This is a genomic window from Streptomyces parvulus (genome assembly GCF_014648855.1).
GTDB classification, from domain to species: domain Bacteria; phylum Actinomycetota; class Actinomycetes; order Streptomycetales; family Streptomycetaceae; genus Streptomyces; species Streptomyces parvulus.
Genome location: NZ_BMRX01000006.1, coordinates 101,918 through 115,376, shown reverse-complemented (window position 1 = coordinate 115,376; position 13,459 = coordinate 101,918). Strand labels below are relative to the sequence as shown.

7 protein-coding genes are annotated in these 13,459 nt (G+C 73.7%); 3 read left to right on the top strand and 4 right to left on the bottom strand.

Annotated features, from left to right (window positions below; all coding sequences use genetic code 11):
* The first annotated feature begins 476 nt into the window (after positions 1–476).
* Positions 477–2,363, top strand: a complete 1,887-nt coding sequence (locus tag IE108_RS12640; RefSeq protein ID WP_373296964.1) for an alkaline phosphatase family protein — start codon at positions 477–479, stop codon at positions 2,361–2,363.
* Here the strand turns inward: IE108_RS12640 and dusB are convergent, their stop codons facing one another.
* Positions 2,364–3,530, bottom strand: coding sequence for a tRNA dihydrouridine synthase DusB (gene dusB / locus IE108_RS12635; RefSeq protein ID WP_064727785.1), 1,167 nt, complete (start codon positions 3,528–3,530; stop codon positions 2,364–2,366).
* A 107-nt stretch (positions 3,531–3,637) separates the two neighbouring features.
* Here dusB and IE108_RS12630 point away from each other — a divergent pair, with 107 nt between their 5' ends.
* A complete protein-coding gene (locus IE108_RS12630) occupies positions 3,638–5,083 on the top strand; it encodes an MFS transporter (RefSeq protein WP_064731739.1) in 1,446 nt (481 codons plus the stop codon).
* Between the two features lie 169 nt (positions 5,084–5,252).
* Here IE108_RS12630 and IE108_RS12625 read toward each other — a convergent pair whose 3' ends face one another.
* Together IE108_RS12625 and IE108_RS12620 are read right to left on the bottom strand one after the other, a co-directional pair.
* The gene (locus tag IE108_RS12625) at positions 5,253–9,587 is read right to left on the bottom strand and encodes a cation-translocating P-type ATPase (protein WP_064727786.1); all 4,335 of its coding nucleotides are present in this window, start codon (positions 9,585–9,587) and stop codon (positions 5,253–5,255) included.
* Between the two features lie 9 nt (positions 9,588–9,596).
* On the bottom strand, positions 9,597–10,607 hold the full coding sequence (locus tag IE108_RS12620) for a histone H1-like repetitive region-containing protein (protein ID WP_079163500.1): 1,011 nt from the start codon (positions 10,605–10,607) through the stop codon (positions 9,597–9,599).
* A gap of 208 nt (positions 10,608–10,815) precedes the next feature.
* Here IE108_RS12620 and IE108_RS12615 point away from each other — a divergent pair, with 208 nt between their 5' ends.
* The gene (locus IE108_RS12615; protein WP_064727787.1) at positions 10,816–11,895 is read left to right on the top strand and encodes a chitinase; all 1,080 of its coding nucleotides are present in this window, start codon (positions 10,816–10,818) and stop codon (positions 11,893–11,895) included.
* A gap of 151 nt (positions 11,896–12,046) precedes the next feature.
* Here the strand turns inward: IE108_RS12615 and IE108_RS12610 are convergent, their stop codons facing one another.
* Positions 12,047–13,429, bottom strand: a complete 1,383-nt coding sequence (locus IE108_RS12610) for a glycine--tRNA ligase (protein ID WP_064727788.1) — start codon at positions 13,427–13,429, stop codon at positions 12,047–12,049.
* Positions 13,430–13,459 lie beyond the last annotated feature (30 nt).

Below are 13,459 nucleotides of genomic sequence, written 5' to 3'. Positions count from 1 at the left end.
CTCGACTCCTCGAGGACGCGGTGGCTGCCCTGACGGCGAGGAATGTACCCAGATCAAAGGCTCCTGGGTACGTCCACGTGTGCGTCATGCGCCTGTAACCACCCGTCCGCCAGCGGATCGAAAGTCAAGGCTTGGCAAGCGACCGAGAGCTTGTGTTTTCACTTCTTGAACGAATGAACCCGCCAGGGTCCAGCATCTCGCTCACATGAGCGGCAATCTCCACGTCTGAGTTCGATCGATGAACGATCAAGGTGTGGCACTGAGTGCCACACCTTGGAGAAGTGGAGTCGCCCAAGATCCGCTCATCTGAGCGCGCCCCTTATCAGAGGTGGCGAGAATCACGCTGCCACAGCCCGCCGTTTTTCACCATGCGGACGGGTGAACGGACCGCTCGCCGCGTCCGTACGTCACTGCGGCGGGTCCGGCCCCCTCGCCGGGCCCGCCGTTCACCGGGATTCGTACGGAAGGACCTCCGGGTGCCCGTCTTCACGCGCTTTCGTCAGCCACCGACCCCGGCCGATGAGCCGCACGAGGAGGACACGCCGGACGAGGCGCCCGAGGGGCGAGAACCGGACGAACCCCACGAGCCCGACGTGGTCGAGCCCGAGGACCCCGGGGAGGCCGTCGAGGCCGCCCCGGCCGCCGAACCCGCCGCCCGCACCGCCGGCCCGTCCGACGCGCCCCGCCCGGCCCGCCGCGCGACCTGGCGGACCTGGCGCACCCGTCACCCCCGCGCCGCCCTCGTCCTGCGCCGCACGACGACCGTCCTCGCCGCCGTGCTGGTGCTCGGGGCGCTGCTGCTGCCCAACACCCTCGTCGCCCTGGAGCCCAACCGGTTCGCGCGGATCCCGGCGGAGGCCGTCATCGCGGCGGTGCTGCTGCTCTGCCTGCCGCGCGCCGCACGCCGGGTGGCGGCGGCGCTCTTCGGCCTCGGCCTGGGCGTGCTGACCGTGCTGAACCTGCTCGACATGGGCTTCACCGAGTACCTGGGGCGGGGCTTCAACGTCGTCCTGGACTGGGGGCTGCTCGACGACGCCCAGGCGTACGTGGCGGACTCGATGGGCGGCGCGGCGGCGGCCTGGGCGGCCGTGGGCGCCGTGGTGCTGGTCGTGCTGGTGCTGGTGGTGATGGCCCTGGCTGCGGTACGGCTCGGCGAACTGCTCGCCGCGCACCGTGAGCGGGCGGCCAGGGGCGCGTTGACGGCGGCCACCGTGTGGATGACCTGCGTCGCGCTCGGCGTGCAGACCTTCGGCGTGCCGGTCGCCACCCGGAGCGCCTCGGGCGCGCTGGAGGCGCAGGCGCACCGGGTGGTGGACACGCTGCGCGACGAGGCGGCGTTCGCGAAGGAGGCGAAGGCGGACCGGTTCGGGGCGACCCCCGGCGCGCAGCTGGTGCCGGACCTGCGCGGCAAGGACATGGTCTTCACGTTCATCGAGAGCTACGGCCGCAGCGCCATCGAGGACCCGGTGACGGCGCCGGGCGTCGGCCGGACCCTGGACGCGGGCACGAAGGCGCTGGCCGCGAAGGGCTTCCGGGCGAAGAGCGGCTGGCTGACGTCGGCGACGTACGGCGGCAGCAGCTGGCTCGGCCACTCCACGTTCCTGTCGGGGCTGTGGGTGGACAACCAGCAGCGGTACCGCACCGTCACCGCCGGCGACCACCTCACCCTCACCAAGGCGTTCCGCGAGACCGGGGAGTGGGACACGGTGGGGGTGATGCCGGGCGTGCAGAAGGCGTGGCCGGAGGCGGAGTGGCACGGCCTCGACAAGGTCTACGACGCCTTCGACCTGGGCTACCGGGGGCCGAAGTTCAGCTGGTCCACCATGCCGGACCAGTACGCGCTGGAGGCGTTCCAGCGCCTGGAGCACGGCAGGAAGCGGGACCGGCCGCTGATGGCGGAGGTGATCCTCACCTCCAGCCACCAGCCGTGGGCCCCCCTGCCGAGGATGGTCGGCTGGGACGAGGTCGGCGACGGGTCGGTCTACGACGGCATCGAGGCGTCCGGGGTGGAGGCGTCCGACATCATCGCGGACTCCACCCGCTCCAAGGAGGAGTACGGCAAGTCGGTCGCGTACTCGGTGACCAGCCTGACCCAGTGGCTGGAGCGCTACGGCACCGACGACACGGTCCTGGTCTTCCTCGGCGACCACCAGCCGCTCGCGCGGGTCAGCGGGGACGGCGCGAGCCGGGACGTCCCGGTGTCGGTGGTCGCCAAGGACCCGAAGGTGCTCGACGCGATCGACGACTGGAACTGGACCGAGGGGCTGAAGCCCGCCGAGGACGCTCCGGTGTGGCGGATGAGTTCCTTCCGCGACCGCTTCCTGACGGCGTACGGCTCCACGCCGCACCCGACCGGGGAGTGATCAGCCGCCGGAGGTGTCCAGCTCCGCGTCCTCGCCGACGCCCGCGCAGTCGTACGGGTCCTTCAGCCAGCCGTCGGGCAGGACCACCCGGTTGTTGCCGGAGGTGCGGCCGCGCGGGCCGTCGGCGCCGGCCGGCCAGGGCTGGTCGAGGTCCAGCTCGTCCAGCCCGGCACGCAGTGCCTCCAGGGAGGAGGTGATCGCGAGCCGCTTGCGCATCTCGGAGCCGACCGCGAAGCCCTTGAGGTACCAGGCGACGTGCTTGCGGAAGTCGATGACGCCGCGCGCCTCGTCGCCGATCCACTCCCCCAGCAGCGTGGCGTGCCGGACCATGACGTCGGCCACCTCGCGCAGGGCGGGCCGGGCGAAGGAGCCGGTGCGGCCCTCGAAGGCGGCGACCAGGTCGGCGAAGAGCCACGGCCGCCCCAGGCAGCCGCGGCCGACGACCACGCCGTCGCAGCCGGTCTCGCGCACCATCCGCAGCGCGTCCTCGGCGCACCAGATGTCGCCGTTGCCGAGCACCGGGATCTCCGGGACGTGCTCCTTGAGGCGCGCGATGGCGTCCCAGTCGGCGGTGCCGCCGTAGTGCTGGGCGGTGGTGCGGCCGTGCAGGGCGATGGCGCTCACGCCCTCCTCGACGGCGATGCGGCCGGCGTCGAGGAAGGTGAGGTGGTCGTCGTCGATGCCCTTGCGCATCTTCATGGTGACGGGCAGGTCGCCGGCGCCGGTGACGGCCTCGCGGACGATGGCGCGCAGCAGGTTGCGCTTGTACGGGAGGGCCGAGCCGCCGCCCTTGCGGGTCACCTTGGGCACGGGGCACCCGAAGTTCAGGTCGATGTGGTCGGCGAGGCCCTCCTCCGCGATCATGCGGACGGCCTTGCCGACGGTCACCGGGTCCACGCCGTACAGCTGGATCGAGCGCGGGGTCTCGGTCGCGTCGAAGTGGATCAGCTGCATGGTCTTCTCATTGCGCTCGACCAGCGCCCGGGTCGTGATCATCTCGCTCACGAACAGGCCCTTGCCGCCGCTGAACTCCCTGCACAGGGTGCGGAAGGGCGCGTTGGTGATGCCGGCCATCGGGGCCAGCACGACGGGCGGCGCGACGGTGTGCGGGCCGACCCGCAGCGGCGGGGCGGTGGCTGCGGGGGCGGGCGTGGTGAGCGTGGACATTCCTCCATTGTCACGTACGCGGGGCGGTGCTCGACGGGCCCCGGGCCGGAGATCATGTATTGGTCATTAGTTAGCCGCACTATCGAAACGGGCGTACGATGGCGGTCATGCCGGAGCTCACCCACCGCCGACGCATGCTCGTGCTCGCCATCTGCTGCATGAGCCTGCTGATCGTGAGCATCGACAACACGATCCTCAACGTCGCCCTCCCCGCCGTGCAGCGCGATCTGCACGCGAGCACCTCCGGGCTCCAGTGGGCGGTCGACGCGTACACGCTCGTGCTGGCCGCGCTGCTGATGCTGGCCGGGTCCACCGCCGACCGGATCGGGCGCAAACGGGTCTTCATGACCGGCCTGGTGGTCTTCACGCTGGGCTCGCTGCTGTGCTCCCTGGCGCCCGACCTGTCCTCGCTGGTCGTCTTCCGGATGGTCCAGGCGGTGGGCGGTTCGATGCTCAATCCGGTCGCCATGTCGATCATCACCAACACCTTCACCGACCCCCGCGAGCGCGCCCGTGCGATCGGGGTGTGGGGCGCGGTGGTCGGCATCTCCATGGCCGCCGGGCCGCTGGTGGGCGGGGTGCTGGTCGAGTCGGTCGGCTGGCGCTCGATCTTCTGGGTCAACCTCCCGGTGGGCCTCACGGCGCTGCTGCTCACCCTGCGCTTCGTCCCCGAGTCCCGGGCGCCGAGGGCCCGCCGGCCCGACCCGCTGGGCCAGCTGCTGGTGATCGTGCTGTTCGGCTCGCTGACGTACGCGATCATCGAGGCGCCGAACGCGGGGTTCACGGCGGTGCTGCCGTTCGCGGTCCTCGCGTGCGTGGCGCTGGCCGGCCTGCTCCTGCACGAGCCGCGGCGCGCGGAACCGCTGATCGAGCTGCGCTTCTTCCGGTCGGCTCCGTTCAGCGGTGCCACGGTCATAGCCGTCAGCGCGTTCGCGGCGCTGGGCGGCTTCCTGTTCCTGTCCACGCTGTACCTCCAGAACGTGCGCGGGCTGAGCGCGCTGGAGGCCGGGCTGTGGATGCTGCCGATGGCCGTCCCGACCTTCCTGTGCGCCCCGCTGTCCGGACGGCTGGTCGGCAGCCGGGGGCCGCGGCTGCCGCTGCTGGTCGCGGGCGGGGCGCTGACCGCGAGCGGCGTGCTGTTCGCGGCGTTCGAGGCGGAGACCTCCGACGTCACCCTGTTCCTCGGCTACGTCCTGTTCGGCGTCGGCTTCGGCTTCGTGAACGCGCCGATCACCAACACGGCCGTCTCCGGCATGCCCCGCGCCCAGGCCGGGGTGGCCGCCGCCGTCGCCTCCACCAGCCGCCAGCTGGGCCAGACGCTGGGCGTCGCGGTGGTCGGCGCGGTCCTGGCGACGGGCGTGGGCGCCTCCTCGTACCGGGACACCTTCGTCTCCGCCGCCCGCCCCGGCTGGTGGATCCTGGCCGCCTGCGGCCTCGCGGTCCTCGTCCTGGGCGCGATCACCAGCGGCCCCTGGGCCCGCCGCACCGCCGAACGCACGGCCGAGCGCCTGGAGTCGACGGAGGAACGGGAGACGGCACGCGCCGGGGCATGACCCCGACCCCGGCCTCCCGCGCCCCAAAGCGGCGCGGGGAACTGCGCGACCAACCCCCACGGCCACCCCTCACCCCCGGCCCACCACCCGCCCCCAAAGGGGCGCGGGGAACTGCGCGACCAGCCCCCACCGACCCGCAGACGACCACGCACCCGCCCACGTCCCCGCCTCAGCGCAGCGGCTTCGGTAGCCGTTCCGCCAGCATCGGCCAGTACTTGAGGACCGCCTCCTCCACCTCCGGCAGCGCCCGCTGGCCCGCCAGGGCCAGGACGATCGCCGCCGTGACGCCCGTCCAGGCCACCGGGCCCAGCGGGGTGCAGCCGAAGAGGCGGCTGACGCCCGGGGTCTGCACCAGGACGACCAGCGCGGCGGCCGAGCCCAGGGACGTGACCTGGACCAGGCGGCTGTCGCGGCGGTCGGCGAGGGTCTGGGCGAGCTGGGTGCCGACCACGGCGCACAGGGCCATCGTCGTCGAGCGGCGATCCGTGCCCGGTGTGAAGCGGCCGAACAGCCAGGCCGCCGTGGCCCCGAGCGCCGTGGTCAGCGCCCGGTGCCGGATCTGCCGCAGCAGGGGCTCGCCCAGGACCGCCGCGCCCAGCGGCGCGCCCGCGTCGGCGGCCTCCTGTTCGGGGTCCCCCGTGCGCGTCACCGCGACCGCCATCGCCGGGAACAGGTCGGTGAAGAGGTTCACCAGCAGCATCTGGCGGGTCGACAGCGGCGAGGAGCCGCTCAGCACCGTGCCGAGGATGCCGAAGCCGACCTCGCCCGCGTTGCCGCCGATCAGGATGGCGATGGCGTCGGCGACGCTGTGCCACAGCGCCCGGCCCTCCCGGACCGCCTCCACCAGCACCAGCAGGTCGTCGCCGGTCACCACCAGGTCGGCGGCGTTGCGGGCGGCGGCCGAGCCGCGGGCGCTGATGCCGACGCCGATGTCGGCGGCGCGGATGGCGGCCGCGTCGTTGGCGCCGTCGCCGACCATGCCGACGACCCGCCCGGCGTCCCGCAGCGACTCGACGACCTGGAGCTTCTGCTCCGGCGCCACCCGGGCCACCACGTCGGCGTCGCGCAGCATCCGGGAGCGCGCGGTGCGGTCGGCGGCGGCGAGTTCGTCACCGGTGACCACCACCGCGTCCTCGGGCCAGCCCAGGTCGACGGCGATGGCGTGGGCGGTCTGCGGATGGTCGCCGGTCAGCACCACGGGCCGTACGCCCGCCTCGCGCAGCCCGCGCACCAGTGCCGGTGAGGTCTCGCGGGGCACGTCGGCCAGCGCGAGCAGCCCGGTGAACTCCAGCTTCGCCGGCTGCTGTTCGAGGACCTCGGCGGGCTTCTCGCCCCGGCGCAGGGGCCGGGAGGCGACCGCGATGATGCGCAGCCCGTCGCGGGCCAGGGCCTGCGCCACGTCCTGGGCGTGCGAGGGGAGGTCGGCGCAGGCCGGCAGGACCGTCTCCGGGGCGCCCTTGACCACCAGCGTCGCGGGCCCGCCCGCCGCGTCCCGGCCGACGGCGGCGGCGTAGCCGCGGGAGGTCTCGAAGGGCAGGCCCTCCAGCTGCGTCCAGCCCGGGTCGGCGCCGGCCGCGTCCAGGACGGCCTCGTCGGTGGCGTGGGTGGGCCGGGCCCCGTCGCCGTTCAGCCGGGGAACGGCGCGCGCGGCGGTCCTGACGGCGTCGGCCGCCGCCGGGTCGCCCGCCCTGCGGACCGTGCCGTCGGCGCCCGCGACGCGGGACAGCCGCAGCCTGTTCTCGGTGAGCGTGCCGGTCTTGTCGAAGCAGACGGTGTCCATCCGGCCCAGCGCCTCCAGCGTGCGCGGGGTGCGCACGAGGACCCCGCGCCGGCTCAGCCTGCGGGCCGCGGCCAGCTGTGCCACGGTCGCCACCAGCGGCAGCCCCTCGGGTACGGCGGCCACCGCGACCGACACCCCGCCCGCGACGGCCTGCCGCACCGGCGCCCCGCGCAGCAGCGACAGTCCGGTGACCGCGGCCCCGCCCGCCAGGGTGAGCGGCAGCGCCTTGCGGGTCAGCTCCTGGAGCCTGGCCTGCACCCCGGCGGCCGCGGGGGTGCGGGCCGCGAGCGCCACCGCCCGCGCCGACTCCGTGTGGTCGCCGGTGTCGACGACGACCGCCCGGGCGCGGCCGGCCACCACGGTCGTGCCCTCGAAGACCATGCAGTACCGCTCGGCCACCGGGGCCTTGGGCGCCGGGTCGACGCTCTTGTCCACCGGCAGCGACTCACCGGTCAGCGCGGACTCGTCCACCTCCAGACCGTCCTCCCACAGCAGCCGGGCGTCGGCCGGGACGACGTCGTCCGTCTTCAGCTCGATCACGTGCCCCGGGTGGAGCCGCGAGGCGTCCACGATGCGCGGGAGGCCCGCCCGGCCGGACTCCTCGAAGATCCGCGCCTTCTGCGTCTGCTCGGCCAGCAACCCGGACAGCGCCCGCTCGGCGCGCAGCCGCTGGAAGCCGCCGACCAGCGCGTTCAGGTCGAGCGCCCCGACCACCAGCAGGGCGTCCACGACCGACCCGAGGATCGCGGAGGCCGCCGAGCCGACCGCGAGCACCGGGGTGAGCGGATCGTCCAGCTCCCCGCGGACCGCGCGGGCCAGCTCCCACGACCAGAACGCCGGGGCCAGCACCGGCACCCGCCCCGCCCGGTCGGCGACCGCGCGCAGCCGGGCCGCGGCCTGCTCGGCGACGGTCGCGGCGGGCTCGCCCTCCCGGTCCAGACGGTCCCGTACGGCGTCCAGGTCCAGCGCGTGCCACGCCACCCGCGCCCGGGGATGCGGGGCGCGGGCCATCGCCACGCCGACCGCCGCACGCGTCCCGGACAGCAGGGCCGCCGCCGCGCTCGCGTCGACCGGCGCGTGCCGCAGCCCGGACAGGGCGATGAAGCCCGGCCTGCCGCGGCGCCGGCCGCGCGCCTCGCCGACGGCCACCAGCAGCCCGGACAGCGCGGCCCCGGACCTGGCCAGCGTCTGCGAACGCCGCCCGACGGCACGGGCCGCGGGCACCGCCCGCAGCAGCCGCCACACGTCGGCGAGTCCCTGCGGGGCGATCACGTCGGCGCCCCACGCCACCGGGGAGTCCGCGTCGGCCAGGGCGACCGCCACGTCCCCGGCGAGCAGCCCGGCCAGGACCGAGGCGTCGTCCTCGGGCCGGGGCCGTACGACCGTGACGACGCCGCCCTCGGAGCGGAGGCCGGCGACCACGTCCGCGAGCGGGCGACGCGCGTCGACGACCTGGTCGGCGAGGCCGGTGAAGTCGGCCAGGGCCGGATCCTGGACCATCACCACGCGGAGGCCGGCGCGCCGGGCCGCGTCCAGGACGTCCTCGGTCCACGGGTCGGCGCCGTCGTCCGGCACCCGCAGCGCGCTCGGGTGCAGCACGACCGTGCGGGCCATCTCCAGCTGCCGCAGCCGGCCGGGGTCGCGCACCAGCACACCGGTGCGGGACAGGGCGGCGCTCAGTACGGCGTGGAAGGCGGCGGGTCCGTAGCGCGCGGCCTTGGGCGAGCCGGCCAGGATCGCCTCGGCGGCCTCGGCGACGTCGTGCTTGACCAGCAGCGTCGCCGCGGCGCCGGCCACGCTGCCGGCGGAGGCGTGGGCGGCGTAGTCCTGGGCCGGGGACGTGCGCGGATCCGGGCGCAGCGCGGGGGCCGCGGGCAGGCTGCCCCGGCCGGGGGCGCAGAGCTGGTCGTGCACGACCTCGAAGGCCGCGGTCCGCGCCACCGCCTCGGTCAACTGGCAGGCGCGCAGCGCCCCGTCGAGCGCGAGCGAGGTGGGGCTCTGCCCGGCGCCGTGCACGGCCGCGTTGGCGGCGGCCAGCGTCACGTCCATCCGGTGGTCGCCCATCCGCTCGCGCAGCCAGGCCCGGAAGGCGGGGTTCTCGCGCAGCAGCGTCGCGACCGCCGTGATCAGGCGGGGCGAGGGGGGCAGCCGCAGCCGGGAGGCGGTCACGGCGGCGGCGATGCCGAGGAGGTCGGCGCCGAGGGCGGTGGCGGCGACGCGCACCGAGGCCGGGTCGCCGGGGTGGGCCAGTTCGTCCACCTGGTCGCCGACGGCGAGTCCGTGCCGGTGGGCGACATCGGTGGCGTGGTCCACGACGGAGTCGGTCAGCTCCTCCTCGGTCGCGGTCACCACCAGTCTGGCCAGGCCGGTGTCCCAGTAGGCGACCAGCACGTCGGGGTGTTCGGCCACCGCGGCGGCGACCCGTCGCGCGACCTTCTCGGTGCCGCCCGCCAGGCGCGCCTCGTCCGACCCGGCCGCGCTGAGCGCGAGGTGGGCGCGGGACCCGGCCCGCCACTCCCGGGCGCCGCCGGGCAGGGCCGCGCGGGCGACCCGTGCCGCGCGGGCCGCGAAGTCGGCGCCCCGAACGCCGGCCCGCGCGGTGCCCGCGACCGCGCCGGCCGCCGCGCCCACGGCGGGCGCGGTGCCGCGTGCCAGCAGCCGGGGTCCGGCCAGTACGAATCCGGTGACCGCGTCCTGGGACCGCGTCAGAAGTGCGCCGACCATGGCCGGGGCTCAGGCCGTCGTGCGGGTGCGCGAGGCGGACGCCGTCCGGCGGCTCCCGGCCGAGGCCGAGCCGGAGGGACGGCTGGACGCCGCCTTCTTTCCCGACCGGCCCCTGCTCCGTGCGGGTGAGGCGGTCTTCTTCGCGGGGGCCTTCTTCGCGGGGGCCTTCCTGGCGGTGGCCTTGTTCGCTGTGCTCTTCTTGGCGGCGGTCTTCGCGGTGCTCTTCTTGGCCGCGGACTTCTGCGCGGCGGTCTTCTGCGCGGCGGTCTTCTGCGCGGCGGTCTTCCTGGCGGGCGCGGACTTGGCGGCGGTCCTGCTCGCGGCCGCCTTCTTCGCGGTCGCCTTGTTGGCCGCTGCCTTGTTGGCCGTCGTCCTCTTCGCGGTCGTCTTCTTCGCGGTCGTCTTCTTCGCGGTCGCCCTGTTGGCCGTCGTCTTCTTGGCCGTCGCCTTCTTGGCCGCACCGCCCCTCGCGGCGGCCGACTTGGCGGTGGCCTTCTTCGCCGTGGCCTTGTTGGCGGTGGCCTTCTTCGCGGTGCTCGTCCTGGCGGCGGTCTTCTGCGCGGCCGTCTTCTGCGCGGCCGTCTTCTTCGCCGCACCCGTGCTCGACGAGGCCGACTTGGACGCCGCCGGCTTCGAGGCGGCGGACCCGGCGGTGCCCGACCGGGCGCTGCCCGTCCCCGCGGCGCCGCCCGACCGGGCGCCGCCGGTGCGGCGCGACGCCGCCCCGTTCCCGTTGCCGTTGCCGTTGCCGTTGCCGTTCCGGCGTCGCCGCGACTGCGTCAGCCAGGCCACCGCCGCCCCGGTGACCGCCACCGGCCACTCCACCAGTCCGGCGACCCCCAGCACCCCCGCCCCCGTGTAGACGAGCACGCGCCGCCCGCGCGGCGACACCGCGCCGATCCGGTCCAGGGCGCCCTCGGCGGCCCTGCCGACCGTCGTCGCGCCCGGCACCTTGCGTGCCGCGGAAGCGGCCGCGTGCAGCGGCCGCGGGAGTGTCTGCGCCGACTTCTGCTCAGCCATGACTGTTCGTCCTCGCCCTGTCCGTGCGGTGGGAAACCCTGAAACCTCACCTTCCGCACAACTCGCGGTTCCCGCACCTCGGCGTCACCCCTACGGCGTCACCGCCACGACGCCGCTCCTTCTTGGTCCAGACCTCTTGACGAAAGGTCTGGACCACACCACTGTCATGCCTACGACACCTCACCGCACCCCCACCGGGAGGCCCGGCATGGTCCGCCGCACGATCCGCCTGCTGGCCGCCGCACTGGCTGCCACCGTCCTGACCCCGCTCGGGGTCGCCACCGCGTCCGCCGCCCCCTCGGCGCGCCCCGCCCCCACCGCTGCCGCCGCCGACACCTGCGCCGTGAAGTCCAAGCCCGCGGGCAAGGTCCTCCAGGGCTACTGGGAGAACTGGGACGGCGCCGCCAACGGCGTGCACCCGCCCTTCGGCTGGACGCCCATCACCGACGCGCGCATCGGCGCCCACGGCTACAACGTGCTCAACGCCGCCTTCCCGGTCATCCGCTCCGACGGAACGGCCCTCTGGGAGGACGGAATGGACACCGGCGTGAAGGTGGCGACGCCCGCCGAGATGTGCGCGGCGAAGGCGTCCGGGCAGACGATCCTGCTCTCGATCGGCGGGGCGACGGCCGGCATCGACCTCAACTCCACGGCCGTCGCGGACCGTTTCGTCGACACGATCGTGCCGATCCTCAAGAAGTACAACTTCGACGGCATCGACATCGACATCGAGACCGGCCTGACCGGCAGCGGCAGCATCGGCCAACTCTCCACGTCCCAGGCGAACCTGATCCGCATCATCGACGGCGTGCTGGCCCGCATGCCCGCGAACTTCGGCCTCACCATGGCCCCGGAGACCGCCTACGTCACCGGCGGCAGCGTCACCTACGGCTCCATCTGGGGCGCGTACCTGCCCGTCGTCAAGAAGTACGCGGACAACGGCCGCCTGTGGTGGCTGAACATGCAGTACTACAACGGCAGCATGTACGGCTGCTCCGGCGACTCGTACTCGGCCGGCACGGTCCAGGGCTTCACCGCGCAGACCGACTGCCTGAACAAGGGCCTGGTCATCCAGGGCACGACGATCCGGGTGCCCTACGACAAGCAGGTCCCGGGGCTGCCCGCACAGCCCGGCGCGGGCGGCGGCCACATGGCACCGTCCCTGGTGGCCCAGGCCTGGAACCAGTACAACGGCTCGCTCAAGGGCCTGATGACCTGGTCGCTCAACTGGGACGGCTCGAAGAACTGGACCTTCGGCGACAACGTGAAGTCGCTGCAGGGCCGCTGAGTCGGGAAGGGCGAGCCGGGAAGCCCGAACCGGGACCCCAGGCCCCCGAAACCGAAACGCCCACCCCCCTCCCGACCGAGTCGGGTGGTGGGTGGGCATAGGCCGGGGGTCCAGGGGGCAGAGCCCCCTGGTAGGGCAACACCGACCGGCGTCAGCAGCCGACGAGCCTCGAAGCGAGGTACCCCTCGATCTGGTCCAGCGACACGCGCTCCTGCTTCATCGTGTCCCGCTCGCGGACCGTCACCGCGTTGTCGTCCAGCGTGTCGAAGTCGACGGTGACGCAGAACGGCGTACCGATCTCGTCCTGGCGCCGGTAGCGGCGGCCGATCGCGCCGGCGTCGTCGAACTCGATGTTCCAGTGCTGCCGCAGCGCCTGCGCCAGCCCCTTCGCCTTGGGCGACAGCTCCGGGTTGCGCGAGAGCGGCAGCACGGCGACCTTCACCGGGGACAGCCGCGGGTCGAGCCGCAGCACGGTGCGCTTCTCCAGCTTGCCCTTGGCGTTGGGCGCCTCGTCCTCGACGTACGCGTCGAGCAGGAAGGCCAGCATGGCCCGGCCGACACCGGCCGCCGGCTCGATGACGTACGGCGTCCAGCGCTCGCCGGCCTCCTGGTCGAAGTAGGAGAGGTCCTGGCCGGAGGCCTTGGAGTGCGAGGAGAGGTCGTAGTCGGTGCGGTTGGCGACACCCTCCAGCTCGCCCCACTCACTGCCGCCGAAGGAGAACCGGTACTCGATGTCGGCGGTGCGCTTGGAGTAGTGCGAGAGCTTCTCCGCGGGGTGCTCGTACCACCGCATGTTCTCCTCGCGCAGGCCGAGACCGGTGTACCAGTTCCAGCGCTGCTCCATCCAGTACTCCTGCCACTTCTCGTCCTCGCCCGGCTTGACGAAGAACTCCATCTCCATCTGCTCGAACTCGCGGGTGCGGAAGATGAAGTTGCCGGGCGTGATCTCGTTGCGGAAGGACTTGCCCATCTGGGCGATGCCGAACGGCGGCTTCCGGCGCGAGGTGGTCTGCACCTGGGCGAAGTTGGTGAAGATGCCCTGCGCGGTCTCGGGGCGCAGGTAGGCGACGGAGCCGCTGTCCTGGGTCGGGCCGAGGTGGGTGGAGAGCAGGCCGGAGAACTGCTTGGGCTCGGTGAAGGTGCCCTTGTTGCCGCAGTTGGGGCAGTTGAGGTCGGCGAGGCCGTTCTCGGGGGCGTGGCCCTTCTTCTCCTCGTACGCCTCCTCCAGGTGGTCCGCGCGGAACCGCTTGTGGCAGGAGGTGCACTCGGTCAGCGGGTCCGTGAAGGTGGCGACGTGACCGGAGGCCACCCAGACCTCGGGGGCCAGGATCACGGAGGAGTCGAGACCGACGACGTCCTCGCGCGAGGTGACCATGTAGCGCCACCACTGGCGCTTGAGGTTCTCCTTGAGCTCGACACCGAGCGGACCGTAGTCCCAGGCGGCGCGCTGACCGCCGTAGATCTCACTGCAGGGGAATACGAAGCCACGGCGCTTGCTCAGGCTGACGATGGTGTCGATCTTGTCGGCGGCCACGGTGCTCTCTTCATTACGACGACGGTGACT